Annotated in this window: 28 protein-coding genes; 9 read left to right on the top strand and 19 right to left on the bottom strand. The window is 58.9% G+C overall.

The annotated features are described in order from the left end of the window. Positions 1–39: 39 nt before the first annotated feature. A complete protein-coding gene (locus L4X63_RS09725; RefSeq protein WP_250678433.1) occupies positions 40–1245 on the bottom strand; it encodes a methionine adenosyltransferase in 1206 nt (401 codons plus the stop codon). A 235-nt stretch (positions 1246–1480) separates the two neighbouring features. Between L4X63_RS09725 and L4X63_RS09720 the strand changes: the two genes are divergently transcribed. Both L4X63_RS09720 and L4X63_RS09715 read left to right on the top strand, forming a co-directional pair. Continuing rightward, complete coding sequence (locus L4X63_RS09720; RefSeq protein ID WP_250678432.1) at positions 1481–1753, top strand: BrnT family toxin; 273 nt, start codon at positions 1481–1483, stop codon at positions 1751–1753. After that, entirely contained in the window at positions 1713–1985 is a 273-nt protein-coding gene (locus L4X63_RS09715; RefSeq protein WP_250678431.1) for a BrnA antitoxin family protein, read from the top strand. Before L4X63_RS09720 ends, L4X63_RS09715 begins: the two co-directional genes overlap by 41 nt. A gap of 239 nt (positions 1986–2224) precedes the next feature. On the opposite strand, the gene L4X63_RS09710 is transcribed toward L4X63_RS09715, so the two are convergent. From L4X63_RS09710 to L4X63_RS09695, 4 genes are all read right to left on the bottom strand, one after another. Further along, the gene (locus L4X63_RS09710) at positions 2225–2941 is read right to left on the bottom strand and encodes an RluA family pseudouridine synthase (protein ID WP_250678430.1); all 717 of its coding nucleotides are present in this window, start codon (positions 2939–2941) and stop codon (positions 2225–2227) included. Between the two features lie 221 nt (positions 2942–3162). Further along, on the bottom strand, positions 3163–3576 hold the full coding sequence (locus tag L4X63_RS09705) for a hypothetical protein (protein WP_250678429.1): 414 nt from the start codon (positions 3574–3576) through the stop codon (positions 3163–3165). A 236-nt stretch (positions 3577–3812) separates the two neighbouring features. Beyond that, positions 3813–4172, bottom strand: coding sequence for a hypothetical protein (locus L4X63_RS09700; protein ID WP_250678428.1), 360 nt, complete (start codon positions 4170–4172; stop codon positions 3813–3815). 187 nt (positions 4173–4359) lie between these two features. Then, positions 4360–5079 (bottom strand): hypothetical protein, encoded by a 720-nt coding sequence (locus L4X63_RS09695; protein ID WP_250678427.1) that lies wholly within the window; start codon positions 5077–5079, stop codon positions 4360–4362. 470 nt (positions 5080–5549) lie between these two features. On the opposite strand from L4X63_RS09695, the gene L4X63_RS09690 reads away from it, so the two are divergent. Then, the gene (locus tag L4X63_RS09690) at positions 5550–5828 is read left to right on the top strand and encodes a hypothetical protein (protein ID WP_250678426.1); all 279 of its coding nucleotides are present in this window, start codon (positions 5550–5552) and stop codon (positions 5826–5828) included. Here L4X63_RS09690 and L4X63_RS09685 read toward each other — a convergent pair. The 7 genes from L4X63_RS09685 to L4X63_RS09655 form a co-directional block, all read right to left on the bottom strand. Continuing rightward, a complete protein-coding gene (locus L4X63_RS09685) occupies positions 5818–6261 on the bottom strand; it encodes a hypothetical protein (RefSeq protein WP_250678425.1) in 444 nt (147 codons plus the stop codon). The genes L4X63_RS09690 and L4X63_RS09685 overlap by 11 nt on opposite strands. Positions 6262–6639: 378 nt before the next feature. Beyond that, on the bottom strand, positions 6640–6963 hold the full coding sequence (locus L4X63_RS09680; protein ID WP_250678424.1) for a hypothetical protein: 324 nt from the start codon (positions 6961–6963) through the stop codon (positions 6640–6642). A gap of 457 nt (positions 6964–7420) precedes the next feature. Next, positions 7421–7819 (bottom strand): FxsA family protein, encoded by a 399-nt coding sequence (locus L4X63_RS09675; protein ID WP_250678423.1) that lies wholly within the window; start codon positions 7817–7819, stop codon positions 7421–7423. Between the two features lie 9 nt (positions 7820–7828). Further along, positions 7829–9205 carry a sigma-54-dependent transcriptional regulator gene (locus tag L4X63_RS09670; RefSeq protein WP_250678422.1) on the bottom strand — a complete coding sequence of 459 codons (1377 nt, stop codon included), beginning with the start codon at positions 9203–9205 and terminating at the stop codon, positions 7829–7831. An 18-nt stretch (positions 9206–9223) separates the two neighbouring features. Then, the gene (locus L4X63_RS09665) at positions 9224–10417 is read right to left on the bottom strand and encodes a pyridoxal phosphate-dependent aminotransferase (RefSeq protein WP_250678421.1); all 1194 of its coding nucleotides are present in this window, start codon (positions 10415–10417) and stop codon (positions 9224–9226) included. 157 nt (positions 10418–10574) lie between these two features. Beyond that, positions 10575–11066 carry a YchJ family protein gene (locus L4X63_RS09660; RefSeq protein ID WP_502799903.1) on the bottom strand — a complete coding sequence of 164 codons (492 nt, stop codon included), beginning with the start codon at positions 11064–11066 and terminating at the stop codon, positions 10575–10577. Positions 11067–11244: 178 nt separating this feature from the next. Continuing rightward, positions 11245–11535, bottom strand: a complete 291-nt coding sequence (locus L4X63_RS09655) for a Dabb family protein (RefSeq protein WP_250678420.1) — start codon at positions 11533–11535, stop codon at positions 11245–11247. Between the two features lie 191 nt (positions 11536–11726). On the opposite strand from L4X63_RS09655, the gene L4X63_RS09650 reads away from it, so the two are divergent. Together L4X63_RS09650 and L4X63_RS09645 are read left to right on the top strand one after the other, a co-directional pair. Then, a complete protein-coding gene (locus L4X63_RS09650; RefSeq protein ID WP_250678419.1) occupies positions 11727–12473 on the top strand; it encodes a DUF4350 domain-containing protein in 747 nt (248 codons plus the stop codon). 21 nt (positions 12474–12494) lie between these two features. After that, on the top strand, positions 12495–12869 hold the full coding sequence (locus tag L4X63_RS09645) for a desulfoferrodoxin (RefSeq protein WP_250678418.1): 375 nt from the start codon (positions 12495–12497) through the stop codon (positions 12867–12869). A 113-nt stretch (positions 12870–12982) separates the two neighbouring features. On the opposite strand, the gene L4X63_RS09640 is transcribed toward L4X63_RS09645, so the two are convergent. Beyond that, entirely contained in the window at positions 12983–14500 is a 1518-nt protein-coding gene (locus tag L4X63_RS09640; protein ID WP_250678417.1) for a DEAD/DEAH box helicase, read from the bottom strand. 137 nt (positions 14501–14637) lie between these two features. Continuing rightward, positions 14638–15219 (bottom strand): hypothetical protein, encoded by a 582-nt coding sequence (locus L4X63_RS09635; RefSeq protein WP_250678416.1) that lies wholly within the window; start codon positions 15217–15219, stop codon positions 14638–14640. A 239-nt stretch (positions 15220–15458) separates the two neighbouring features. Between L4X63_RS09635 and L4X63_RS09630 the strand changes: the two genes are divergently transcribed. The 3 genes from L4X63_RS09630 (at position 15459) to L4X63_RS09620 (ending at position 19769) form a co-directional block, all read left to right on the top strand. Next, entirely contained in the window at positions 15459–17057 is a 1599-nt protein-coding gene (locus tag L4X63_RS09630; RefSeq protein ID WP_250678415.1) for an ATP-binding protein, read from the top strand. After that, positions 17054–17731 (top strand): response regulator, encoded by a 678-nt coding sequence (locus L4X63_RS09625; protein WP_250678414.1) that lies wholly within the window; start codon positions 17054–17056, stop codon positions 17729–17731. The genes L4X63_RS09630 and L4X63_RS09625 overlap by 4 nt, the downstream gene beginning before the upstream one ends. Before the next feature lie 355 nt (positions 17732–18086). Continuing rightward, positions 18087–19769, top strand: a complete 1683-nt coding sequence (locus L4X63_RS09620; protein WP_250678413.1) for a methyl-accepting chemotaxis protein — start codon at positions 18087–18089, stop codon at positions 19767–19769. 78 nt (positions 19770–19847) lie between these two features. Here L4X63_RS09620 and L4X63_RS09615 read toward each other — a convergent pair whose 3' ends face one another. The 3 genes from L4X63_RS09615 to L4X63_RS09605 all read right to left on the bottom strand — a co-directional run bounded on the left by L4X63_RS09615 (position 19848) and on the right by L4X63_RS09605 (position 21747). Further along, complete coding sequence (locus tag L4X63_RS09615) at positions 19848–20156, bottom strand: hypothetical protein (protein WP_250678412.1); 309 nt, start codon at positions 20154–20156, stop codon at positions 19848–19850. Between the two features lie 13 nt (positions 20157–20169). Further along, a complete protein-coding gene (locus L4X63_RS09610) occupies positions 20170–20742 on the bottom strand; it encodes a DUF4124 domain-containing protein (RefSeq protein WP_250678411.1) in 573 nt (190 codons plus the stop codon). A 135-nt stretch (positions 20743–20877) separates the two neighbouring features. After that, positions 20878–21747 (bottom strand): methylenetetrahydrofolate reductase, encoded by an 870-nt coding sequence (locus L4X63_RS09605; protein WP_250678410.1) that lies wholly within the window; start codon positions 21745–21747, stop codon positions 20878–20880. Positions 21748–22000: 253 nt separating this feature from the next. On the opposite strand from L4X63_RS09605, the gene L4X63_RS09600 reads away from it, so the two are divergent. Next, positions 22001–23635, top strand: a complete 1635-nt coding sequence (locus L4X63_RS09600) for an ABC-F family ATP-binding cassette domain-containing protein (protein WP_250678409.1) — start codon at positions 22001–22003, stop codon at positions 23633–23635. 89 nt (positions 23636–23724) lie between these two features. Here the strand turns inward: L4X63_RS09600 and L4X63_RS09595 are convergent, their stop codons facing one another. Then, positions 23725–24711 (bottom strand): NAD(P)H-quinone oxidoreductase, encoded by a 987-nt coding sequence (locus L4X63_RS09595; protein ID WP_250678408.1) that lies wholly within the window; start codon positions 24709–24711, stop codon positions 23725–23727. Positions 24712–24886: 175 nt separating this feature from the next. Further along, on the bottom strand, positions 24887–25213 hold the full coding sequence (locus L4X63_RS09590; RefSeq protein WP_250678407.1) for a hypothetical protein: 327 nt from the start codon (positions 25211–25213) through the stop codon (positions 24887–24889). Between the last annotated feature and the right edge of the window lie 168 nt (positions 25214–25381).

Genomic DNA, 25381 nt, shown 5'->3' with positions numbered 1-25381 from the left:
CCCGGTGAGCGCCAGGTTGAAGATAGCTCAGGTACCCTGTCAGCAGACCGGGAACTCCCCCCGGGCCAGCCCCAGGCAGAAATCTCCGATCCCTCCCAGGGCGTGCGCCATGATCTCCTCCACCTGCGGGGTCACCTCGTCAAGCCCCCTCCCCTCTTCCAGTAACAGCTGGGCGTTGGCCATCAGCGGCTTGTCCACGGGATGACCGATCCGGCTCAGCAGGAGCACGATGGCCCCCCGGACCCCCTCGACCCCTTCCACGATCTCCCGCGCCATTCGATGGGAGAGGACGTTGTAGATCTTCCCGACGTGGCTCACCGGATTCTTCCCCGCCGCGGCCTCCGTCCCGATCGGCCTCCCGATGGGGATCAGCCCGTTGACCCGGTTCCCCCTCCCCACCTGTCCGGAGTCGGCGTCCTCCGCCGAGGTCCCCAAGAGAGAGAGGTAGACCCCGCCCTGGCCGCGGCCGGGACAGTCGAGGGTGTTGAAATGGACCGACGTCCGCCGGAAGGGGCGCCGGCCGGCGGCGAGGAAGGCCTCCATATCCGCCAGGATTGCCTTCTTGCGGGCGAAGTACTCCTCCTCCGAGCGGATCTCGGCAGCGATGAGCGGCATGGCCACCGTCATGTCCAGCTCGTCCCCACGTCTCAGCCCCATCACCTTCACGTCCTCCCCGGTATCGGGATTGCGCGCCTTGAAGGAGGCGCCGTTCAACTCCCGCTCCATGGCGAGCACGGCCTCCTCCGTAGGGCTCAAGGGGTAGTAGCCGACCGCCGCCGAGGTATCGTTGGCCTCCCTAACCGCGCCGCCACGCTCGAAGATGTCGGTGAGCTCATCCGAGCCGGGAGCGAGCTTGAAGCGGATATCCAGGTGCCGGGCAGGATCGAGCCGGTGCAGGTTGCGCCTCACCCAGCCGTTGATCGCCTCCCGGGCGAGGTCGTGGACGGGGATCACCCTGCCGAACGCGCTGAAGGTGGCACGGTCCCCGACGGTAAGCTCCATCGGCTCGATCATCTCTCCGCCCCCGAAGCGTTTTTCAACCCGGCCGGCGGAGAGGAGCCCCTTGTCGATATTGTGGTGGAGGATGGTGCCGAATTCGCGGAGGTAGGCCTGGGAAAGGGCGACCGAAACGGCATCCATGACGCAGTCGCAGATCTGGTCCGGGTGGCCGGTCCCCTTGCGCTCCACGATCTCGACGCTCTGTTCCGTGATGCTCACCCCTTTGTACCGCTCGACCAGGATCATGAGGGATGTCCTCTCGCACGTAATTTATTAGCAGGGGGAGAAGTCAGCAATAATGTGATTTTAGCCGAAAGAAAGGGGGGTGCAACGCGGGGATTGGCCTTCCTGTCAATACTTGCCCCCCGCCTGTGCGTCGGCCACGGTGACAATCACTGCACCGGCTGCGACGGTGAAGGTGGTGAATTTTTGTTGTAACAATTTAAATTGACGGCCACCATTCTTGTTGTTACTTTATTTCATGATCATCGAATTCGACAGCGTGAAACGGGACAAGACGCTTCAGGAACGCGGACTCGATTTTGCTGAGGCCGCCAAGATCTTTGACGGTCTGCATTTCAATGCTCGTGATGATCGCTTTGACTACGGCGAAGAACGTTTCATCTCCGCTGGGTTTTTAGAAAATCGCATGGTTATCGTCGTGTGGACTGAGCGTAACGATGCCCGGCGCATAATTTCAATGAGGTACGCAAATGACCGTGAAAACGCCCGTTACCAAAAATATCTGCGTTGATCCGGATGACGCACCGGAATTAACCGATGAGTGGTTTGAAAAAGCCGACCTTATGGAGGGGGCCAAAGTCGTTCGCCGCGGTCGCCCCGCAGGGAGGACGAAGGCATTGCAGACCGTACGCTTCGACTTGGATGTCCTGGCTGCCTTTAAAGCCACCGGTAAAGGCTGGCAGACCCGCATGAACGACGCACTGCGAGAGTGGCTGAAAGAACATCCGTTAAAGCAAGTGTAGTATCCACTTCAGCGGCCGGAACTCGACCGGCCCATCTGGGCACCCGGACAGAAGGCGCGGCCTCTCCATCCTCCCCGGTTTGGACCTCCAACTCCTTGGTGGGAATCAGTTCTTCCGTACCCGCCACATTAATAAGTTACATAATTTACCTACGTCCCCCATCCTTGAGCAAGCCAACGCCGAGGTCAGGGGCTCAGTGCGGCAGATTCGGAGCATTGAGAGAAGTAAGTTGCCTTCCTCTATTCCCGGCTTTTGTCAGTCAATTCATTAGGCGAGATGCTGCCGACCAGCCGGGTAAAATATTCGGGGATGCCGGTCTCGAAGGCCATACGCCGGCCGCTGACCGGATGGGTGAAGGTGAGCGATCGGGCATGGAGCGCCAGGTTTGCGCGGGCATTCCGGTCCTTGCCGTATTTGCCGTCTCCCACCACGGCATGGCCCCCTTCGGACAGGTGCACCCGGATCTGGTGCTTGCGCCCGGTGAGCAGATGGATTGCAAGCAGGCTGAGGCCGCGGTGCTCCTTCATGACGACGTATTCCGTGTGGGAAAGTTTGCCCTGCGCATGGTCGGAGGTCGAATAGACCCGCATGGCGCTGTTCTCCGCCAGATAGCTGCTGATGGTACCGCTCTTCCGTGCCAGTATGCCGTGAACCACCGTCACGTAGTGCTTGTCCGTCTCCTGCCAATGCTCCTGCAGATAGATCTTGTTCGCTTCGCTCTTGGCCAGGATCAGGATGCCGGAGGTCTCACGGTCCAGGCGATGGACGATATAGACACGGTTTCGGGAACGGGGATCCCCTTTGCGGACGTAATCGTTGAGGATGGAATGGACCGTGCGCGTCGTGTCCCGGCCGGTGCCGATTGTCAGGAGTCCGCACGGTTTCTCGATGACGATGATGTCCCGGTCTTCGTACAGGACCGTAAGACCTTTGGGGTGATGTTTAGCTGCTGACATGGTGAACTTTCTCCGGGGCCAGCGGCGGATGGGGGCCATTCAGTATTAAAATCAAAATTTATGTCACGTAACTTCTGCGAGGGGGACGTTGTTGAGTTGGTTGACTTACTGGGAGGAACTCAACAAAGTCAACAACGTCCCCCTGCACTCTCACTATTGCTTTTGAGGCAGCGGTATCGTCACCGTTTTTCACCCTACGGGTTACCACCCATTTAGCACTTTTACCGCCCCCAATTAACCAAAGCAAAAACCGGCGTAAGCCAGTTTAGAATGTTCATCTCATAGAGCAACCCACATCCAAGAAGAATCAGCATCAAAACAGGGCGAAGATATGTATTTTGCGTTTTTAATCGCAGTTGTAGGGATGTTATTACAGTGACTATAACGAAGGGCAACACTGTCCATAGGATATAATATGAAAATATGTTAAGCCTATAAGCAATAATGCCAGCATTTGCAGTAAATAGCACCAATATTAATAATATAATGTAAACAAATTTCTTACCTTTTTGAGTAATTGTTCCATAAAACAAGTACCAGGTTACTGTTGTTATTCCAACTATTGCAACAGTTAGAACAAATCCCTTATGGTAAATGCAAAAGTCTTCTAACCATTCAGAGGTACTTTTTGACATCCTTTCTTCCTCGTACAACACCCGCGTGACCTGCGGAGCCCCCCAACTTCTCATCAACCCCTTCCCGCTGTAACTTGCTGCGGAGACAGGTCCATGCGTCTTGTTGGCATCATTTCATTAATTCCAGCGTCAGATTAAATGGCGGCCCACCCTTCAGGTTACCATCAGATTCCTTAAACACATTAAATGGTGCCCTTTACCTTGCGGTGACCCGAAAGCCACTGCTGGTTCGGCTTTCAGGTGTCCGATGTTAAATTTTTGAATACGATATTCCAAACAAATAATAAAAACATTTGAAGTACAGGAATCAAGGCAACTGCTATGGCCCCTTGCGGATCTGGGTGCAAATACATAACATCAACAAACATAATCACGCCTCCTATGGAGGCAAGACCAACTCCTGCCGACAGTATATTCACGTTTTTTACAGGGATCAATTTAGTTAGTAATAAAATCGTCATTGTGAAATATGGCAATATCATCCACAGGCTAAAAATAACCATAAATAGAACAGAATTAATTCCTAAGTTGTAAAGCATCACACAAGTACTGAGCAAGCAAAGTACCAGTACAATTTTTGTGATTGCTTTTAACATGTAGCGTTTAACCTCATTTCCTGTTCCCTCCTCGTCCAACGGGCCGGGAGATCACCTGACGGCTTTGGGACGGGATGGGGGACGTAGGTAACTTATGTAACTTGTTAATCCTGCGACAACCATCTCGCTGCCCTCCGGCATTAATAAGTTACATAAGTTACCAGCGTCCCCTCCGACGCTCCCAAAGTCATGACAGAATACTGCCACATTTGAAAGCTCTAACTTTGTAGACGTCCATTGATTCATCAATTAGGTCCCACACCGGCCTTTGGATCAATGTCCCGATGTCATGTGCATCATCAAGCAGGCGATCTCTGAAACTGTGATTAAAAACGGGAATGCGTTTTCCACTTGTTAATACTAAATTCATAGCATAAGTGTAAGTCGCGTAGCTCCCAGGACTTCCTGAATTGTGGACTGGAATAAGTTGAATGGCATGTATGTCGCTGATATAGCACGAATTCATATTTTGCATACTACCATCTTCGTCAAGCAATGATGCGCCTTTTCTGAAGATTCCTTGTCCTACGTCAAAAACTATATCTTTAGCATGACGTGCCATTACCACTCCTACCACTGCTATGACTATAGAAAACAACAACTGAGTATATGTTTTAAACTGGTGTAGTTCACCAGTGGCGATACGAGTTCCAGTTATTGTAAATGCGGATCCGATTCCAGCAAGAATGAAAAAAAGATACCCCAATTTCGCTTTGTTACATACTCTATATTCCAACTTTCCGGCTGTTTGCACTGACTCTCGGAGAAAAAGGGCATTGGGTAGGTTTATAGGTAGCCAGTAGGCTTTGGTCACAATAGGGTCGTGGAACTTCTCAGCAGCACGCTCCCTCAGTGCATTATTGAGAGCCCCGAAATAACCAAAGTCATAAGGATTACGTTTGGCCATAATTTTTATTCCTCGTACAACGCCTGGCTGAGCAGCGGAGCGGCATCACTCCCGCCAACTCTTGTCCTCTTTCAGAAACCTGCGGAGTCAGCTCCTGCCTCTCGTGGTTGGCGGTCGCCGTCCTCAACTCTCCTGGCTCAATCTCCGCCTTTCATCAGCTTCCATCCACTGAATCAGCTTTCACAGGCATACTCAAACTTCTTCAAACCGAGTCAGCTAAATCAGCCGAGCCTTGTTGTCGCCAAAGCCTCTCGTTGATCGCTTCTATCTGTTTTCACGTCTGCTTCTTCAACCACTAAGATTTCCACAATGAGAAGCTATGCCGGAGCATAAAGAAGGCAAAGATAAAGTAGGTGACTATCATCAGATAAAACATAATCTTGTTTTTACTCCGCGATATTACATTTATTCTTGTGCCAACTTCGGTCGTTACAAGACCGTGAAGTCCCATAAGGAGAAATATAGCTCCCATGGCAGCGGGGAATACAAAGTTAGGACTGGGCACAAAAATGGTTCTCGCAGCAACTATTGCGCAGGTGACTTCCAGTACCGTAAAAAAGTTATCGATGATTTTCATGGGGCCTATGTTTTTCCCTGCCAACAATTGGGTGACCGGCGAGCGCTCAACTTTTACCGACTTCCTTTTACTTATTTACCGTGAGACCGCGTCTACCCGTTTTGTTGGAATTATTGTTCAAGACAGTGACCCACCATTATCACTTGGCGAAGGGTTTTGCCTCAATCGTTAGTTAAATCTCGGCTTGCCTTCTTTGTGGAGAAACGACTTCCCAAGTATGTGAAACAGATGGACCCCACAATGAAGGTTATTTGCTCAGTAACAAATATTGTTGTGACAAATCCATTGAAGCCATTCTCAGAAATGGTTGCTATAAATGCAATCCATGGGAATACTGCCGATAATACCCCAAACACGGAACCGATGATAATGGGTTTTTCTCTGATTATAAACCCTAGCGGCCATGCAAGCAGAAACGCACAAATTGCGGCGCCACTGGCGCCACCTGCTGATAACCATGCTGTCTGGGCTATACGGGTACGAGGAAGTTTAGAAGCTAAAGGGATGTAGAGGGTGGCCCAGTAGCCTATGACGGTGGGGTAAAGCCAGGTGGCCAAAGCTGCAAAAAGGATAAGTAGCAGGATCACTTTGACTGGATGTTTCATGAAATCCTCTTCTTCCCCGCCAACGGCAAAAGTTGACCGGCAGGTTTTGGTCCGGTCCAATTCCTTGGTTTGATTCAGTTCTGCCGTCCTAGCATATTAATACGGCAGGTGATTTATCTATTGTTTATAATTATGATTTCGGCGACAACAGTTATCACAAGTGCCATTAAGATAAATATATTTCTGGTTCGGTACTTTTCGTCAAATTCGTCTTTCAACGGTCCAGGTCTCCCTTTCAATACCCAAAAAACAAAAACTCCAATTCCTGAAAGGCACGCTAGCGTTGCATCGATTATTATTTTAGTTAAAGTGCGATCCATTTTCCCGCCTGGTCCTACCTACGTACGTTGAAACAGTCTTCCAAATTTGGCTTTCACATTACAATAAATATCCAATAATTATCAGGGGGAGAGAAGCCGCTGCCAAGTAGAGACAGAAGTCATAGCTTTTATGCATTTCTGACCATTTCTCTGGGCTTCGAACGAAATTACCTTGCGGGAATTTTTGATCCAGTCTTAGGTCATATTCACCAGGCGCCACATCCCATCCACCCAAAGCAGCACATGAACCGATGATAAGCATGAGGAATCCGCACCACACCATTATCGTCCCGAGATCATGTTTTGTCTGAAGCCGCACAATTACGACAATCGCTAATGCTCCCAAGTCGATCCGTAAAACAGTGGCGAAAAAACTTTTCATGACCCCTACCTTCTGTCCCCGAATTGCGTGGGATGACCTTTTACGGGCTGTCTTACCTTTCCGTTGTCTACCTTGTCATTCCGCGACCAACAATATAATTGACCGGGTCCTGTCATCCACCCAGGCTAAGTGATAAGAATCGTGTTTGGATTTCGTTGGTGGATTTAACCGCCTGATGTCTCAGTGTTCCATGTCTGGAAATTTGTTCCTTATGGGGGATGGCCGGACCTGCACATCCGTCCTGCTTCCTGTTTTCAAACGAGGTCCGTTCCCGGCCCGTCAAACAAGAAGACTCTTTCATAGGGGGCGAAAGTGGAAGAGCCCCTTAAAATTAGGGGGAAATGTATAGAGTTTGCTCACCATTGTCAAAGGAGAACTTGGGCATGTTGGCTACTTCAGGGGAGTTGTGCGCCTGATCGAGTGAGGATACGGGAGAGAGGTGAGGGGAAAGGGGAGGCTAGAAGCGGCGGTGGAGGACGATGGGGCCGCCGCGGGAGAGACGCTTTTGGAGCCAGAGGCCGAGCCACATTTTGATGAGGGAACGGGTAAACGGGATGAGGAAGAAGATGCCGAGGAAGTCGGTGAAGAAGCCGGGGGTCATGAGGAGCACGCCGCCTACCAACACGAGCGCGCCGTCCATCAGCTGGGCGGCGGGGAGCCTCCCTTGGGCGAGCTCACGCTGAATGTCGGCGAGAAGGCGGAATCCCTGGTGGCGGACGAGCCACGCTCCCGATAGGCTGATGGCCAGAAGGAGCGCCACGGTGGGGAGGCCGCCGATCAGGGAGCCGATCTTGATCAGGAGATAGATCTCGATGACCGGGACGATGGTGAAGAGGAGGATCAGCCGGAAAAACATGGGACTCCCCTACTTCTTGATGTCGATGCCGTAGCTCTTGATCTTGCGGTGGAGGTTGCTCCGCTCGAGTTCGATGGCTTCGGCGGTGCGGGAGACGTTCCAGTCGTTCTCTTCGAGCTTCTGGATGATGAACTCGCGCTCGAACTCCTCGCGGGCCTCACGGAGGCTGGAAAGCTCCAGCACGGAGTCGAGCTTGCCGCTGCCGGGTTCGTTCGCGCGCGCCTCGGCGCCGAAGTAGTCGGGGAGATGGTTGACGGTGATGGTGCCGCCGGGGGTCATGATCACCAGGCGCTCGACGATGTTCTTCAGCTCCCGCACGTTCCCCGGCCAGTCGTAGCGCTGCATGGCGGCCATGGCCTCCGGGACCAGGCGCTTAAGCTCGCGCCCCTCCCGGCGGCAGAAGGCCTCCAGGAAATAGGTGGTGAGAAGCGGAATGTCGTCCCGCCGCTCCCTCAAGGGGGGCACCTTGAAGGGGACCACGTTGAGGCGGTAGTAGAGGTCCTCGCGGAAGCTCCCCTGCTTGATCTCCTCTTCCAATAGCTTGTTGGTGGCGGCCACGATGCGGACGTCCACCTCCATGGTCCTGGTCCCCCCTACCCGCTCGAACTTCTTCTCCTGGAGGATCCTCAGCACCTTGGCCTGGGTCTTCAGCGACATGTCGCCGATCTCGTCCAGAAAGAGGGTTCCGCCGTCGGCAAGGTCGAACTTACCCTTCTTCTGAGCCACCGCGCCGGTGAAGGCGCCCCGCTCGTGACCGAAAAGCTCGCTCTCGATCAGCTCCTCGGGGATGGCGGCGCAGTTGATCTCGATGAACGGCTTATCCTTTCTCTGGCTGTGGAAATGGACCGCCCTCGCCACCAGCTCCTTGCCGGTGCCGTTCTCGCCGGTGATGAGGACCGAGGCGTTGGAGGGGGCGACCATCCGGATCTGCTCCCTGAGCCGTACCATGGCCGCCGAGGCCCCGATCATTTCCTGGTTCTGGGTCACCATGCCGCGCAGGGAGGCGTTCTCCTCCTTGAGGCGGGTCATGGCCAGGGCGTTCTCGATGGTGACCACCACCTTCTCCAGGGAGAGCGGCTTCTCGATGAAGTCGTAGGCCCCGAGCTTGGTGGACTTGACGGCGGTCTCGATGGTGCCGTGGCCGCTCATCATGATCACGTTGAGGGAGGGGTGCTGCTCCCTGAGCTTTTTCAGGGTCTCGATGCCGTCCATCTTGGGCATCCAGATGTCCAGCAGCACCAGGCTCGGGAGCTCGCGGCCGCAGAGGGCGAGCGCCTCCTGGCCATCCGCCGCGCAGACGGTGCGGTATCCCTCGTCCTCCAGGATCCCCGCCAGCGACGAGCGGATCCCCTCTTCGTCATCGACTATGAGAATGGTTTCGGTCATTCCCTTCCCTTTAGTTGGCTACCCTTTCAGCCCGAGTTCGACGGCGAGCGCGCGCCAGGCGTCGAAGCTCCGCTCGATCATCCCCTTGTCCACGCAGTAGGCGATCCGGAAGTATCCGGGAGCGCCAAAGCCTGCCCCCGGCACCAGCAGGATGCGGTGCTTCTGGGCGGCCTTCACGAACTCCACGTCGTTACTCATCGGCGACTTCGGGAAGAAGTAGAACGCCCCGTCCGGCTTGACCATCTCGAATCCCATGCCGGTCAGTTCGTTGTAGATGAGGTCGCGCTTCGCCTGGTAGGCGGCGATATCCACCGATTCGTGCTGAAGCCCGGCCACCAGCCGCTGCATGAGCGCCGGGGCGTTGACGAATCCGAGCACGCGGTTGGCGAAGATGGCCCCTTCCATGAAGCGGGCGCTGTCCTTCATGCGGGGGTTGGCCGCCAGGTAGCCGATCCGCTCGCCGGGGAGCGCCAGGTCCTTGGAGTGGGAGGTGACGATCACCGAGTTGGCGACGTGCGGGAAGATGTTCGGGACATGCTTGCCGTCGTAAGAGATCCGGGCGTACGGCTCGTCGGAGATCACGCAGATCTGGGTGCCGAACTCCTTCTCCTTGGCACTCACCGTCTCGCCCAGGGCCTTCAGGCTTTCGGCCGGGTAGATCACCCCGGTGGGGTTATTGGGAGTGCAGATGATGATGGCGCGGGTCTTGGCGGTGATGGCCGCACCGATCTTCGGGACGTCGAGCTGGAAGGTCTCCGGATTGGTCCAGACCTCCACCGGCACGCCGCCGTGGTTGTCGATGTAGAAGCGGTACTCGACGAAGAAGGGGGTGAGGATGATCACCTCGTCGCCGGGGTTCAGGATGGTCTTCAGCACCACGTTGAGCGCCCCGCCCGCGCCGCAGGTCATGACCACCTGCGAGCCTTTGACGTCGAGCCCCGACGCCTTGGTGAGGGCGGCACCGACCGCGTCGCGCGTTTCGGGATAGCCGGCGTTGTTCATGTAGCGGTGCATCCCCGCGACCGGCTTTTGGGCGAGCTCCAGGAAGGCCTTGTTGAAGGCTTCCGGCGGCTCGACGTCCGGATTACCGAGCGTGAAGTCGTACACCTTGTCCGCTCCGAACTGGCTGCGGAGCAGTTCCCCCTCCTCGAACATCTTTCTGATCCAGGAAGCGCGCTCTATGCAAGTGGCAACCTTCTGGGCGATCACCATATCCTAAGCTCCTTTGCCTTTAATCCCCGCTCCGGACGGCGTCCCCACTGACTGAGAGGTGCCTTCCTGGCCGTTGCCGGCGAACCGCCGCCCCCCCCCTTTTGGCAAAGGGGGGACAGGGGGGATTTGCTTTGGTCATTTCTTTAGAGTGTCGTGACTACTTACCGCAGCACTTCTTGTACTTCTGGCCGCTCCCGCACGGGCAGGGATCGTTGCGGCCCACTTTCGGCGAGGTCCTCACGACTGGCTGCTGACCGGTCACCGGCTTGCCGTCGGTGAAGAACCACTGGGACTTATCCTTCTTGAACTGGGCACGCTCGTGGTGCTCCCGGTTCTGCCCCTTCTCGGCGAAGCGGGCGATGAACTCGACCTCGCCGATGGACTCTTCCGGGCCGCCGTTTTTGGTGGAGACGATCTCCAGCCCCAGCCATTCGGCCCCTTCCGCCCACTCCTTGGTCCCCTGCACGTCGTAGCCGGCACGATGCTTGGGGTGGGTGGTCTCGTATATGTAATCGGTCTCCACCTTCACATAGGCGGAATAGCGCGAGCGCATGAGGGCCTCGGCGGTCTCCGCCGGGCGCACCCCTTTAATGATCGGCTCGCAGCACTCGGCGTAGGCCAGACCGCTTCCACATGGACACTGCTCCATCAGTCAATCCTCCTTGTATCGAATCGATGAATCTAGTAAAAATCCCCCCTGTATCCCCTTCCGCCTTCGCCAAGGCTTCAGCGGATGCGTCGCAAAGGGGGGGACGGTCAGCCACCACACCTGGCATGGCTGAGAGCGCCGCCGCTTTTAGCAGCGCGGGGGGGTAAGGCCAGAAAGGTTAGCTTTCGTAGTCCGCGGCGACCACCTGCGAGCAGACGCTCCTCATGTAGGCGGCGACTTCGTTGGCGTGGTAGGGATGAACCTGGTAGGCCTGCAGGTCGGCGAGGGAATCGAATTTGGTGACCAGGGCAATATCGGCGGAGCGCTCGGTACGGATGACATCGACGCCGACCTCGAGGTGGCGCAGAAGTTCGACCTTGCCGTCCATGCTGAGCAGGATGTTGCGAGCTTTCTCGATGTTTTCGGCAGTGGATTCCTTCAGCTTGAAGAGAACTATGTGAGTAACCATTCATGTCTCCTGACAGTATTGATTTGCAGCGAATAACATGTAATACATCGGCCTTCGCCTCTCTGTCAACGACGGCAAGAAAAATGTTTCCCAAAATCTGGTATAATCTGTTGCGCTCTCCCGGGATTGCTGGTATATGACAAACACGACCATAATGGTCCTATTTAAAATTTGAGATGCGGGGGAAGCAGATGAATCGTGTAATGTATTGTCTTTCTGTAGTTTTGGTTGCCACCCTCTTCACTGCCCAAGCGGCCATGGCGCAGCACGTCGCCTTCGACAACGGCCACGGGGAGCGCTTCATCATCGGGGATGCCGGCCCGCTCCAGCTCTCCAAACTCGCCGAGGCCCTCCGGACCCGGGGAGCGAAAGTTTCCGCCCTCGACCGGAAGATCAGCGACGCCAGCCTGGACGGCATCGATGCCCTGATCATCTCGGGGGCCTTCGCGCCGCTGCAGCCCGAAGAGGTGGAGGCGGTGCAGCGCTTCATGGCACGGGGTGGAAAACTGGCGGTGATGCTCCATATCGCCCCTCCGCTCGCCTCGCTCTTGGACAGCCTCGGCATCGACTACACCAACGGGGTGATCCGCGAGAACGAAAACGTGATCGCCGGCAACCCCCAGGATTTCCGCTCCACCCGGATGGGCGACCACCCGGTGATGAAGGGGATCAAGGAATTCAGCCTCTACGGCGTCTGGGGGCTGAGAACGGTGAGCAGCCGTAGCCGGATCGTCGCCTCCACGAGCCCGAAGGCGTGGATCGATCTCCACCGGGACAAGATCCAGCACCCGGACGAGACCGCAAGCTTCGGAGTCGCGATGGCGGGCGAAGTCGGCAAGGGAGGCTTCCTGGTCTTCGGCGACGACGCTATCTTCCAGAACAAGTTCATTGACGGCAACATGGCACTGGCCACCAACCTGGTGGGCTGGCTTAAGTAGAAATCAAAAAGGAGGGAGTAAATGGCACAGGCATTAGAGATCTACAAATGTGAGAGTTGCGGCAATATCGTTGAAGTCTTCCACGCAGGCGCAGGTGAGCTCGTCTGCTGCGGAAGCCCCATGACCCTTCAGACCGCCAACACGGTCGAAGCCTCCAAAGAGAAGCACGTCCCGGTGATCGAGAAAGGGAACGGCACCATCACCGTCAAGGTCGGCAGCGTCCCCCATCCGATGGAGGCCGTCCACTATATCGAATGGATCGAGCTGATCGCCGACGGCAAGATCTACCGCGCCCAGTTGAACCCCGGGGATGCCCCGGAGGCGACCTTCAACGTCACCGCCGACAAGGTAACCGCCCGCGAGTACTGCACCCTTCACGGTCAGTGGCAGGCGTAATCACCCCATCCACACCCTGTCCCTCCCCTTGAAGGGGAGGGAACGCAGGGGAGACAAAAGTAAAAAGGCCAACTCCGACGAGTTGGCCTTTTTCTTTTTCAGTTGATGACCCCTTACCCGCGCCGGGGGGGGGTGGTTCCCTTCTTTGCTGCAGGCTGCCCGCCGCCCGGTTGTCCTTGCCGGGCCGAGGGGTGCCCCTGCCGGGACCCACTCTTTCCCTGGCCGCCGGTGCCTTGGCTGGGCCGGGCCGAGCCGTGTGCCTGTCCCGGGCGCCCTGCACCCTGCTCCGGCCGTGCGCTCCTCTGGGGCGTTGCCGCGGTGGCCGCACCCTGCCCGCCTGCGCGTCCCTGCAGCCCCTCGCCTGCCGGCCGCGGGGCTGCGTCACGGCGTCCCGCCGACGGTGCCTTTGCCTTTGCTCCGGCCTCACCGGCCGGCTTGGCCACGGCTGCCTTCCTGCGCTGCGGCTCGCGCGGCGGACGGGCGAACTCTACATCCTTCTGGGGAGCCGGTACGGTGTAGTCGAATCCTTCCACCCGCCGTCTCTCGATCTTCGTCCCCAGGATCTTCTCGATCCGCCGCACCATCAGGTCGTCCTCGGTGGTCACCAGGGTGAAGGCGTCCCCCGTCCTGGCTGCCCGGCCGGTTCTCCCGATCCGGTGGGTGTACGCCTCCGGGGTGTCGGGGATGTCATAGTTGATGACGTGGGAAACCTGGGAAACGTCGATCCCGCGCGCGGCGATGTCGGTCGCCACCAGGATCTGGTAGCTTCCGTCCCGGAACCCGTCCAGGGCGGCCTGGCGGCGGTTCTGGGAGAGGTTCCCCTGGATGGAGGCGGCCTTGTATCCCCCCTTCTCCAGTTGCTCCCCTACCCTTTTGGCCCGGTGCTTGGTGCGGGTAAAGATCAGCACGCTCTCGGTATCGGTGTGGTGCAAAAGCTCGAGCAAAAGCGGGGTCTTCAGGTGCTGGGAGACCGGGTAGAGGGCATGGGATACGGTGGTCGCCGGGGCAATCCTGCTCACCTGCACGGTGACCGGGCGGCGGAGGATCTCGTGGGCAAGGGTCTTGATATCGTCGGGCATGGTGGCCGAGAAAAGCAGGGTCTGGCGGGCACTCGGCAAAACCCTCAGAATCCTCCTCACGTCCGGAAGAAAGCCCATGTCGAACATCTGGTCGGCCTCGTCCAGCACCAGCATCTCGATCTTCGAGAGGTCGATGGTCTTCTGAGCCACGTGGTCGAGGAGCCGTCCCGGGCATGCCACCACGATTTCAGGTCTTTCCTTGAGCTTCTTGGTCTGGGTATTGATATTGACGCCGCCGTAGACCGACACGCTCTTTAGACGGGTAAACTTACCCATCGCGTTCAGAGCCTCGTTGATCTGCTCCGCCAGCTCGCGGGTGGGAGCCACCACCAGGGCGCGTAAATCCCCGCGTGCCCCCTGCATGAGCCGGTGCAGCATGGGCAGCCCGAAGGCAGCCGTCTTGCCGGTGCCGGTCTGGGCCAGCCCCATCACGTCCTTGCCTTCCATGACCGGCGTAATGGCCTGCTCCTGAATCGGGGTGGGGGTGGTAAAACCAAGGGCTTCGACCCCGGCCTTGATCTGGGGGTGCAAATTGAACTGTCCGAAATCCACTCTTTCTCCTATTGTTTCTGTTCTTGCTCGTACACAAAAAACCCCAAGAGCCGTTAAGGCCGATGGGGTTCCTTGCCTAATGAAGAATAGACTATACCACGGTTAAGGAAAAAGGTGGCCTTATTTTTTGGCCGCCGCTAGCGCCCCCAATCCCGGCGCTCCTCGCGTTCGTGCTCCCGGTGCTCCATCCGCTCCCGGTGCTCGTGTTCCCGGTGCTCCACCCGCTCGCGCATCTCCCTGCGCTCCGCCGGGCGGTACCAGGTCCCGCGGTACTGGTCACGGTCGCGCTGGTAGATCCGGTACTCGCGGTCGCGGTAGGCCCTGATCTGCTCGTAGCGATACCTGCGGATCCCGATCGGGAGCCCCCTGCGTGCCACGAAGGTCCACGGCCCCCAGTAGTTGGAAGCGACGTACCAGTAGCCGCCGTTGAAGAGATAATAGGCGCGGTTGACGTAGACGATGTTGTAGGGGGTATCGACCGCGACGTAGTAGCCAAGCTCAGGCGCGTAGATGAACTGGGGGGCGTCCTGGATGACCACCTGGGGAGGCGCGGCGTAGACCGGAGCCGGAGGAGGAGGCGCCGGAGCGGGAACCACCACCGCCGGCGGCGGGGCCGGAACGAGCGGCACATCTATGTTCACGTTGAGATCGACTCTTGCCTGGGCGGTAGCCGCACCCGCGACCACCAGGATGGCCATTGCCAGTAGAACCTTCTTCATATCTTCACCCCTTCCCGGCCTTGGCCGGCGCTGCTAGTTTGCCGGGCATAGTTGCCCGAGTCACATCCTGTTTCTGGAGCCAAAGTACCAACGAATTGAGGACCAAATGTGAACCAATTGAGGAATTACCCTTTCCCGGACAGGACGCCGTAGCGGATTGACTTTGGGTATGTTACAAAGGAGCTGACTCGGTATTCATTATACAGATCACGGTAAAAGTGGGAAGCAGAGAGTTATTCATGAAGATGAGGATAAAATACCGCCTGTTCTTCGCGATGCTCGCCGCCACCGGCGCGGTGGTGATCGGCATGTTCCTGATCGTCCAATGGAGCATCGGGCGCGGCTTCCTCACCTACGTCAATACCGTCGAGAGGGATCGCCTGGAACGCCTCTCCGAGGTGCTCGAGCAGACCTACACGGCGGAGGGGAGTTGGGATTTTCTCCAGGAGGACCGCGATGCCTGGCCCAGGCTGCTGGCCTCCACCCTGCCGCGCGAGGGGAGCGAGCTGGAACGTTTCGAGAGGAGGCAGCGCCGCCTCCGTGCGGCTGAAACGGGCCAATACGGCCAATACGGCCAATACGGCCAACCGGGTGAACCCGGCCAACCCGGCCAAGGGGGCCGTCCCGACCGTCCCGACCGTCCCGGCCACCCCGGCCACCCCGGCCACCCCGACGGTCCCGGCCACCCCGCCCAGTTCGCCAGCATGAGTGCGGGGAAGATCCCGCCCTGGTTCGCCCACCGCTTCGAGACCCGGGTTTTCCTCCTGGACGCCACCCGGCGGCAGATCGCCGGCCCTCCCGGACTCCTGCAGAGCCAGGTGGACTTCAAGAAGATCGTCAGCGCCCGCCGCACCGTCGGCTACCTCGGCATCCGGCCGCGCCAGCGGCTGACCGACACCCACCAGCTCCTCTTCGTGAAGCAGCAAAAAGTCGCCCTCGTGATGATCGCCGCCGTCATGTTCCTGGTGTCGGCCGTCATCTCGCTCCCCCTCTCCAATCGCCTGGTCTCCCCGATCCGGCGGCTGGCCGCCTCCATGCACCGGCTGGCCTGCGGCGAGTACGGGACCCGGGTGCAGGTGGAGACGGAGGACGAACTGGGGCAGCTCGCCCGCGATTTCAACACCCTGGCCCTCGCCCTGGAGAACAACGAACAGGCACGCCGCCGCTGGGTGGCGGACATCTCCCACGAGCTCCGCACTCCGCTCTCGATACTTCGCGGCGAGATCGAGGCGATCCAGGACGGCATCCGGCCGGGGGGACCCGAGTCGATGCGCTCCCTGCACGCCGAGGTGATGCACTTAAGCCGCCTGGTCGAGGACCTCTACCAGATCTCCCTCTACGACATCGGGGCCCTCTCCTACCGCAAGGAGCTCATCGATCTGCGCGAGATGCTGGAGCAGGCGGTGGAGGCGTTCGAATCCGAATTCGACCAGAAGAATATCGAGCTTACCGCCGACTTCGGCGGATCCGGCGAGCTGCCGCTCTTCGCCGACGCCGGGAGGCTTCAGCAGCTGTTCGACAACCTGCTGGAAAACACCTTGAAGTACACCGATGCCGGCGGCAGGCTCGCCGTGCGGCTCGAGGACGATGGCAACCGGGTGGCGCTCAGCTTCGAGGACAGCGCACCGGGGGTGCCGCCGGAGGACCTGGAGAGGCTTTTTGACCGCCTCTACCGGGTGGAGAGCTCCCGCAACCGCTCTCTGGGCGGAGCGGGGCTGGGACTCGCCATTTGCAAAAACATCGTCGAGGCGCACGAGGGGAGCATCACCGCCCACCCCTCGTCAATGGGCGGCATTCTGATCAGGATCGAACTGCCGCGGGCCGGGAGCAGGGGATGAACGCAAACATACTGATCGTGGAAGACGAGGAAAAGCTGGCCAGCCTGTTGGGGGACTACCTCAGGCAGTCCGGGTTCGAAACCAGCTGGATCGCCGAGGGGACCGGCGTCGTTCCCCTGGTGAGGGAGAGAATGCCGGACCTCATCCTGCTCGACCTGATGCTCCCCGGGCGCGACGGCCTGGAGATCTGCAAGGAGATCAGGAGCTTTTCCCAGGTCCCGATCATCATGATCACCGCCCGGGTCGAAGAGATCGACCGCCTGCTCGGCCTGGAGCTCGGCGCCGACGACTACGTCTGCAAGCCGTTCAGCCCCCGCGAGGTGGTGGCCCGGGTGAAAACGGTGCTCCGGCGGACCGGTGAGCATCCCGCCCCCGATCCCTCCGGGCTGACCCTCGACCAGGACCGCTTTCTGGCGCTCTTGAACGGCCACGACCTGGAGCTCACCGCGGTCGAGTTCAAGCTTCTCCATTTCCTCTACCAGAACGCCGGACGGATCTACTCCCGCACCCAGCTCATGGACCGGATCTACTCCGACCAGCGGATCGTGAGCGACCGCACCATCGACAGCCACATCAAGAAGCTCCGCAGGAAGATCTCCGCCGCCGCTCCCGACCAGGAGCTGATCCATTCCATCTATGGAGTCGGCTACAAGTACGAGTCCGCCGGAAAATAGTAGCCCCCCCGCTCTCCCCTCGTCAGTTCCCCTCCTGCCAAGGGAGGGGACGTCAGTACCTCCAGCGCCTAACCCGGTGGTGGTGGCCCTCCCCGCGGCCTCGCGCCCGCCTCAGCGTCAGCACTCCAAGCCTTACCGGTAGCCTATCGGCAAGCCATACGTCATCCCCTCGTCATTTTTCCTCAATCTTCGCCGCATTTTTCCGAAAAGATCAAAAACGATCAACTGTCAAAGGAAACGTATCCGCTGGCATAGCAGAGTGCGCGTGAATCTTTCCCGCGTGCCCGGATTCTCAAAACTCGTGCCGACTGTTCGCCGACACTGACTTACGAGCAGGACAAGGAGGAGCAGCTATATGAGATGGGTCTCGGATTTGAAGGTGGGCACCAAACTGGTACTGGCATTCATGGTGGTCTCTGCCATAACAGTGGTGGTCGGAACTATCGGCATCAAGGACATGGGAGCCATTAACGATAACGCCTCAGACATGTACCGGAAGGAGTTGCTCGGGACCTCATACATCCTCAACGCCAACATCGATCTTCTCTACATCCTGCGGGCAGAGAAGAACTTCATGCTCGCCACCACCCAGGAGCTGCGGGAGAGGTACCAAGCCGCATCGAAGAAGTCGCAGGAGGACTACCACGACAAGCTGGAAAAGGCCAAGCCGCTCTTTTATACCGACAAGGGAAAGGAAACGGTAAGGAAGCTGGAGGCCGCCAACGAGGAGTGGCTGAAGCTTCACGATCAGGTCATGAACCTGGCGGCGCGGGAGCCGTTACATCAGAGTAACGAAGCGGTCGCCCTCTCCTTCGGGGCTGCCCGCGACAAGCTGAAGGTGGTGGACGACCTGCTGACCGAGCTCTCGGCGATGAAGGAGGCGAACGCCAAGGATGCCGCAGCGGAGAACGGCGCACGCTACCGGGAAAGCCTCACCATGATGATCGCCCTCATCGCGGGGGGAGTGGCGATCGGCCTCGCCCTCGGCATCGTCATCTCCCGGATGATCAGCATCCCGCTCAGGCGCGGCGTCGAGGTCGCCCAGGCGGTCGCCAACGGCGACCTCACCCACAGCATCAACCTTGACCGCAAGGACGAGGTGGGAATCCTGGCGTCGGCGCTCAACGAAATGGTGGACAAGCTGAAGGAAATCGTGGGCGAGGTGAAGAGCGCCTCCGACAACGTGGCGAGCGGCAGCCAGCAACTCTCCTCCGGCGCCGAGGAGCTCTCCCAGGGGGCGAGCGAGCAGGCGGCGGCCGCCGAGGAGGCTTCGTCCTCGATGGAAGAGATGTCCTCCAACATCCGCCAGAACGCCGACAACGCATTGCAGACCGAGAAGATCGCCCAGAAGTCCGCCAAAGACGCCATCGAAGGGGGAAAAGCTGTCCAGGAGACGGTGGCGGCGATGAAGGATATCGCCGGCAAGATTAACATCATCGAAGAGATTGCCCGCCAGACCAACCTGCTGGCCCTCAACGCCGCCATCGAGGCGGCCCGGGCAGGCGAGCACGGCAAGGGATTCGCGGTGGTGGCCTCCGAGGTGAGAAAGCTCGCCGAAAGGAGCCAGAAGGCGGCAGCCGAGATCAGCGAGCTCTCGTCGAGCAGCGTCGACGTGGCGGAGAAGGCCGGGCAGCTGCTGACCATGATGGTGCCGGACATCCAGCGGACCGCCGAACTGGTGCAGGAGATCAGCGCGGCCTGCCGGGAGCAGGACACCGGCGCCGAGCAGATCAACAAGGCGATCCAGCAGCTCGACCAGGTCATTCAGGCCAACGCCGGGGCGTCCGAGGAGATGGCCTCCACCGCCGAGGAGCTCTCCAGCCAGGCCGAGCAGTTGCAGACGAGCGTGAGTTTCTTCAAGTCCGGCGACGACGGCCGGGCCGTCAAGGCCAAGCCCGCGCGCAAGGGGAAGGGAGTGCCCAGGCTGACCAAAGCCGTCCCGGGCGAAACCGTCAACCACGAGGCCAAGAAAGTGGTGGGGGTAGATTACGAGATGACCACACCGCACGAACCGGAAACCGAGTTCGAGCGCTATTAGCCGTGAGAAAAGGAAAGAGAGGGGCCGGGATATCCTTCGCCCCTTCAGGGGTTCAGGGGCGGGGGTGGCCTTGGTGAATCAAAGGAGCTCCACCTCGGTCGCCCGCACGATCATTACCGCCTGACGGAAGGTCGCCGTCAGCATCTCGCGGTATTCCCGCCACCAGTCGCGATCGAGCTCCCGGACCATCACCTCGTAGATGACGATGTCGTCATGCACCGTGGTGTCCTGCCGCTCCTTCCAGAGGCCGCGGGCGGGCGAGCGCATGTAGGTGGTGATCCCGCCGAAGCGCTCGGAGAGCTCGTCGCGGATCTGGAGATACAGGTGGTGGGGAAAGGGCTGACCCGCGTTGTCGTAGAGAGGCAAGAGGATCTGGACGAGATGCATGACTCCTCCCGGACTATTTCGCCTGTTCCACCGAGTTCGGGTCGGCGGGAGCCCGCTCCTGCTGGCGCTCGTTGACCTTCTTGACCAGCGAGGTGGCGTCGTTGACGAGCGCCTTGGAGTTTTCCGCCATGCTGCCGGCCACGAATTTGTACAGGAGCAGGAGAACGCCCAGAGTGAAGGCGATGTAGAGGGCCCTTCCCAAAAGCGGCGAGGGAAGGAGCGAGACGATTTGGGTCAGGCAGACGAAGGCCGCCGCGATTGCGGCGATCCAGAGAATCGGCTTGAGCCACGGGAAACGGGAACAGAGCTCGGCGAATTTCCCCTCGTTCGCCGTTTCCGCGGCGGGTGCCGCCGCCGGCTGGGCACCCTGGTCAACGGCAGCGGCCGGTTCGGCGGCCGGGGCAGGCTTGGCGTCGCGGATCACCTTTACCGAAGAACGGAACCTCGCGGGCACCGACTCCAGCTTGTCGGTAATGACGACCACCCCACGGGCATCGGTGTACTTGTAGAGATCGGCAAACGAAGTGGCGGCGAACACAAGCAGCAGGCATCCTGCCAAGAGAAACAGGCCGGCCGGTTTGTACATGGACCCTCCTCCCGCATAACAATTCATGAGCGTTTAAAACTTCGACGACGGCAACTCTCCGCCCTTTCTCACACTGATGACTCCTCCACCCTTCGGAGGTAACCACCCCCTCCCCTTCAAGGGAAGGGCCTACCTCTACAGCAGTCCGTCCACCAGGTTCAGCACCGCCTGGTCGCGGTTGAGCGTGTAGATGTGGACGCCGGGGGCGCCTCCGTCCAGAAGCTCCCGGGCCTGCCGTTGGGCGAACTCCACGCCGAGGCGCTCCACCGCGGCGGCGCCGCCTGCACGCTCCGCCTCCTCCAGCTGGGCCTGGTAGGCCGGCGGCAGGCTCGCACCGCAGAGCGTAACGATCCGCTGGATGACCTTGAGGCTCACCACCGGAAGGATCCCCGGAATGATCGGTTTCTCGATCCCGATTTCCCGCGCCCGGCGCACGAAGTCGAAGTAGTGCTCGTTGTCGAAGAAGAGCTGGGTGATGGCGAAATCCCCCCCCTGGTCGAGCTTGAGCTTCAGGAAAGCGAGGTCCTCCTCGCGGCCGGCCGCCTCCGGATGCACCTCGGGATAGCCAGCCACCCCGATTCCCATGGAAGGATGGAGCTCCTTGATGAAGGCTGCCAGGTCGGAGGCGTGCAAAAGCGTCCGGCAGGCGGAGAATTCGGGAGGGGCGTCTTTGGGGGGATCCCCTCTGAGCGCCAGCACGTTGTCCACCCCGGCGCTGGCGAGCGAGTCCAGGAACTTCTGCAGATCGCCCCGGTAGGAGCCGATGCAGGTGAGGTGCGCCATGGTCTCCAGACCGTGCTCCTTCTGGAGGGTGGCGACGATATCGAGGGTATCGCCCTTGGTGCTCCCCCCCGCGCCGTAGGTAACCGAGGCGAACAGGGGATCGAGCTTGGCGAGGCTGCCGACCGTTTTGAAGAAGGTCGGCCATTCCTTTTTGTCTTTGGGGGGGAAGAACTCCAGCGAGATGAACTTTTTTCCCGTGGAAAGCTTGTCAATTATCCGCATGCCTGCTCCGCGAGGATACCGCCCGGTACCTCGTGCTTAAACTTGTTGGTAAACTTGCCATATTACTGGCGGAAAAGAAACCCATTTTATCGTGCAAATTAATAATCGTACATTTTACTAAAAACCGTCGCGGAGACGGCCAGATGGATGATTTTTCCTTGCCGCCGCGGCGAGCGGCATGCTATAGATGCAAGGTTCTGACCACAGGGGAAGGCCCTGTGGTTTTTTATTTGACCACAAGGAGCAGTAAAGCATGATCAGCGCATCCAACGTCACCCTCGCCTACGGCAAGAGGGTGCTCTTCAAAGACGTCAACATCAAGTTCCTCCCCGGCAACTGCTACGGTCTCATCGGCGCCAACGGGGCCGGGAAATCCACCTTCCTCAAGATCCTCTCCGGCGAGATCGATGCCGACAAGGGCGAGATCTCGGCGGGCAAGGGGAGGATCGCCGTCCTCAAGCAGGACCAGTTCGCCTACGACGAGCACACCGTCCTCAACACCGTCATCATGGGGCACAAGCGGCTCTACGAGATCATGAGCGAGCGGGAAGCCATCTACTCCAAGCCGGAATTCAGCGAGGAAGACGGCATCCGTTCCGCCGAGCTCGAGGCCGAGTTCTCCGAGATGAACGGCTACGAGGCGGAATCCGAGGCCGCCGTCCTTCTCAACGGGCTCGGCATCCCCGAGGAGCTGCGCGGCAAACTGATGAAAGAGCTCGAAGGTGGCGAAAAGGTGCGGGTCCTCTTGGCCCAGGCCCTCTTCGGCAACCCCGACATCCTCCTTTTGGACGAGCCGACCAACCACCTCGATCTCAAATCGATCGCCTGGCTGGAGGAATTCCTCTTCCGCTTCCAGAACACCGTGGTGGTGGTCTCCCACGACCGTCACTTCTTAAACCAGGTCTGCACCCACATAGCCGACATCGACTTCGGGCGCATCCAGGTCTACGTCGGCAACTACGACTTCTGGTACCAGGCGAGCCAGCTCCAGCTGAAACAGCGCCAGGACGACAACCGCAAGGTGACCGACAAGGCCAACGAGCTCAAGGAATTCATCCAGCGCTTCAGCTCCAACGCCTCCAAGGCGAAGCAGGCGACCTCCCGTAAGAAGCTCCTCGAAAAGCTCACCCTGGAGGACATGCCGGTTTCCTCCCGGAAGTACCCCTACGTGGTCTTCAAGCCCGAGCGCCCCTGCGGCGACATCATCCTCGAGGTGAAAGGGCTCTCCAAGACGGTGGACGGCGTGCAGATGTTCAAGAACCTCGACCTCATGGTGAGGAAAGGGGACAAGATCGCCTTCGTGGGGAGCAACTCCCTCGCCAAGAGCACCTTCTTCCAGGTCCTGGCCGGAGAGCTCGAGCCCGACGAGGGGAGCTTCCGCTGGGGGGTGACCATCACCCATTCCTATTTCCCGAAGGAGAACCGCGAGTACTTCCAGAACGACCTGAACCTGATCGAGTGGCTCGGCCAGTACGCCCCGCCGACCGAGGGAGAGAGCTTTTCCCGCGGCTTCCTCGGCAGGATGCTCTTCTCCGGCGAAGAAGCCACCAAGAAGACCAGCGTTCTCTCCGGGGGCGAGAGGGTGCGCTGCATGCTGTCCAGGATGATGCTGACCGGTTCGAACGCGCTGATCCTGGACGAGCCGACCAACCACCTCGACCTGGAATCGATCACCGCCCTCAACAACGGGCTGATCTCCTACAGCGAAGTCGTGCTCTTCGCCTCCCACGACCACCAGTTCGTCTCCACGGTGGCTAACCGGATCATCGAGATCACCCCCAACGGCATCATCGACCGGGTTATGGACTTCGACGATTATCTCGAAGATGCCGACGTCACCGCCGAGCGCGAGAAGCTCACCAACGGCCACGCCGAGCTCAGCCTGTAACGGTTATCCTGCCACTGGCACTAAAACGCCCCCTCCCCGCCGGGAGGGGGCGTTTTCATTTGGGAACAGGGGGGAAGAACCGCGAAGGACTAGGCGGTCTTCAGTACGATCTTCCCGAAGTGCTTGTCCTCTTCCATCATCCGGTGGGCATCCGCCACCTGGTCCATGGTGAATACCTTCTCGATGATCGGCACCACGGAGCGGTCGGCGAATTTCGGAATCGCCCTGCGGGTGAACTCCGCCACGATCTCCCCCTTCTCCGAAACCGGGCGCGAACGGAGCACGCTGCCGATGATCTGCTGGCGCTTGACCATCATGAGAGCCAGGTTCAGCTCCGCCTTGATGCCGGAGATGACCCCGATGACGACCAGCCGCCCCTTGTAGCCGAGCGAGTTCATATTGGGGGCCAGGTACTTGGCGCCCACGTGGTCGAGGATGACGTCGACACCTTTCTTGTTGGTGAATTCCTTGACGGCCTCGGAGAAGTCCGGGGTCTCCTTGAAGTTGATCACCAGGTCGGCGCCCAGTTCCTTGACCCGGTCCATCTTCTCGGGAGACGCGGTGACGATCAGCTTGGCGTTGGGGGTGAGTGCCTTGGCGAGCTGGATGGCCGCGGTATTGACCCCGCCGCCGCCACCGTGGAGGATAGCGGTCTGGCCGTCCTTCAGGTCGCCGATCATGAAGACGTTGAGGAAGGCAGTGATGTAGGATTCGCAGACGCAGGCGGCCTCTTCGAAGCTCATGGACTCCGGGATCCTCATCAGGTGGTTGGCGTACGCAACCGCGTATTCCGCGTAGCCGCCGCCACCGACGAGCGACATGACCCGGTCGCCCTTCTGCCAGCCGGTGACGCCGGGGCCGACTTCCTCAACCACACCGGCAACCTCGAGACCGAGGATTTCGGAATCGCCCGGCGGGGGGGGATACTTCCCTTCCCTCTGCACCAGGTCCGGACGGTTGATCGAAGTGGCGTAAACCTTCACCAGAACTTCGTTCTCTTTCGGGGCCGGTTTGGGAGCCTCACCAACCTTCAGCACGTCCAGACCGCCAAACCCTTCCATCAGCACAGCCTTCATAAAATTCGCCTCCTTGACGGGATATAGATATAAGAACAGTGGTTGTCCGCTTTCACGGAAGCAGACACTATCTCAGAAACGTATACAGTAAATCAACGGAATTCTCTCCGCCCGCAATTATCCCTTGGTTATCCCCTCGCCCCTTTAGGGGAGAGGGAAAAATAGAAACAGGGCCTTACCTGAATTTTATGGCGATACCTTTAGCCGAGACATGACTGGTGGGGAAAACGACGTAGTACTGTTCTACGGAGATGTTGACCTCGGGGTAGATGACCGCGTCCGCGCCTATCTTGGACGCCTCGGAGCGGAGCGCATCGTAGGCCCACGTGTAATCGGCCGGGCTGATATCGGTGGGAGCGCCGGTGCGGTCGCGGCGGACGCTCACCACCCCGAGCTCGTCGTAGGGGCGGTTCAACTCGTGCTGTGTGAGGATGGGAGGAAGGCTGCCGGTGTGGACCGAAACGCGGGCGCATCCCGCGCCAAGGGCAAGGGAAATCAGCATCAATGCGGAAACGGAACATCTTTTCATCTGGCGGAACGAGGGGGTCATAGGTGTCCTTCCTGGCAATAACTAGCGGTGTTTGTTCGACATTCGGTAACAGTGTAATGTCATTTTCTCACTTTACAACGCTCTTTTATGCATGCTAGTATTCGGCGTTTTCATTATCAA

The sequence above is a fragment of the Geomonas sp. Red32 genome (assembly GCF_023652955.1).
GTDB lineage: Bacteria > Desulfobacterota > Desulfuromonadia > Geobacterales > Geobacteraceae > Geomonas.
This window is presented reverse-complemented; position numbering and strand designations above follow the sequence as displayed.

Excerpts from the sequence above, each read along its gene's own strand:
- L4X63_RS09725 (WP_250678433.1), bottom strand. The coding sequence starts at position 1,245 with ATGATCCTGGTCGAGCGGTACAAAGGGGTGAGCATCACGGAACAGAGC.
- L4X63_RS09720 (WP_250678432.1), top strand. The coding sequence starts at position 1,481 with ATGATCATCGAATTCGACAGCGTGAAACGGGACAAGACGCTTCAGGAA.
- L4X63_RS09715 (WP_250678431.1), top strand. The coding sequence starts at position 1,713 with ATGACCGTGAAAACGCCCGTTACCAAAAATATCTGCGTTGATCCGGAT.
- L4X63_RS09710 (WP_250678430.1), bottom strand. The coding sequence starts at position 2,941 with ATGTCAGCAGCTAAACATCACCCCAAAGGTCTTACGGTCCTGTACGAA.
- L4X63_RS09705 (WP_250678429.1), bottom strand. The coding sequence starts at position 3,576 with ATGTCAAAAAGTACCTCTGAATGGTTAGAAGACTTTTGCATTTACCAT.
- L4X63_RS09700 (WP_250678428.1), bottom strand. The coding sequence starts at position 4,172 with ATGTTAAAAGCAATCACAAAAATTGTACTGGTACTTTGCTTGCTCAGT.
- L4X63_RS09695 (WP_250678427.1), bottom strand. The coding sequence starts at position 5,079 with ATGGCCAAACGTAATCCTTATGACTTTGGTTATTTCGGGGCTCTCAAT.
- L4X63_RS09690 (WP_250678426.1), top strand. The coding sequence starts at position 5,550 with ATGGCAGCGGGGAATACAAAGTTAGGACTGGGCACAAAAATGGTTCTC.
- L4X63_RS09685 (WP_250678425.1), bottom strand. The coding sequence starts at position 6,261 with ATGAAACATCCAGTCAAAGTGATCCTGCTACTTATCCTTTTTGCAGCT.
- L4X63_RS09680 (WP_250678424.1), bottom strand. The coding sequence starts at position 6,963 with ATGAAAAGTTTTTTCGCCACTGTTTTACGGATCGACTTGGGAGCATTA.
- L4X63_RS09675 (WP_250678423.1), bottom strand. The coding sequence starts at position 7,819 with ATGTTTTTCCGGCTGATCCTCCTCTTCACCATCGTCCCGGTCATCGAG.
- L4X63_RS09670 (WP_250678422.1), bottom strand. The coding sequence starts at position 9,205 with ATGACCGAAACCATTCTCATAGTCGATGACGAAGAGGGGATCCGCTCG.
- L4X63_RS09665 (WP_250678421.1), bottom strand. The coding sequence starts at position 10,417 with ATGGTGATCGCCCAGAAGGTTGCCACTTGCATAGAGCGCGCTTCCTGG.
- L4X63_RS09660 (WP_502799903.1), bottom strand. The coding sequence starts at position 11,066 with ATGGAGCAGTGTCCATGTGGAAGCGGTCTGGCCTACGCCGAGTGCTGC.
- L4X63_RS09655 (WP_250678420.1), bottom strand. The coding sequence starts at position 11,535 with ATGGTTACTCACATAGTTCTCTTCAAGCTGAAGGAATCCACTGCCGAA.
- L4X63_RS09650 (WP_250678419.1), top strand. The coding sequence starts at position 11,727 with ATGAATCGTGTAATGTATTGTCTTTCTGTAGTTTTGGTTGCCACCCTC.
- L4X63_RS09645 (WP_250678418.1), top strand. The coding sequence starts at position 12,495 with ATGGCACAGGCATTAGAGATCTACAAATGTGAGAGTTGCGGCAATATC.
- L4X63_RS09635 (WP_250678416.1), bottom strand. The coding sequence starts at position 15,219 with ATGAAGAAGGTTCTACTGGCAATGGCCATCCTGGTGGTCGCGGGTGCG.
- L4X63_RS09630 (WP_250678415.1), top strand. The coding sequence starts at position 15,459 with ATGAAGATGAGGATAAAATACCGCCTGTTCTTCGCGATGCTCGCCGCC.
- L4X63_RS09625 (WP_250678414.1), top strand. The coding sequence starts at position 17,054 with ATGAACGCAAACATACTGATCGTGGAAGACGAGGAAAAGCTGGCCAGC.
- L4X63_RS09620 (WP_250678413.1), top strand. The coding sequence starts at position 18,087 with ATGAGATGGGTCTCGGATTTGAAGGTGGGCACCAAACTGGTACTGGCA.
- L4X63_RS09615 (WP_250678412.1), bottom strand. The coding sequence starts at position 20,156 with ATGCATCTCGTCCAGATCCTCTTGCCTCTCTACGACAACGCGGGTCAG.
- L4X63_RS09610 (WP_250678411.1), bottom strand. The coding sequence starts at position 20,742 with ATGTACAAACCGGCCGGCCTGTTTCTCTTGGCAGGATGCCTGCTGCTT.
- L4X63_RS09605 (WP_250678410.1), bottom strand. The coding sequence starts at position 21,747 with ATGCGGATAATTGACAAGCTTTCCACGGGAAAAAAGTTCATCTCGCTG.
- L4X63_RS09600 (WP_250678409.1), top strand. The coding sequence starts at position 22,001 with ATGATCAGCGCATCCAACGTCACCCTCGCCTACGGCAAGAGGGTGCTC.
- L4X63_RS09595 (WP_250678408.1), bottom strand. The coding sequence starts at position 24,711 with ATGAAGGCTGTGCTGATGGAAGGGTTTGGCGGTCTGGACGTGCTGAAG.
- L4X63_RS09590 (WP_250678407.1), bottom strand. The coding sequence starts at position 25,213 with ATGCTGATTTCCCTTGCCCTTGGCGCGGGATGCGCCCGCGTTTCGGTC.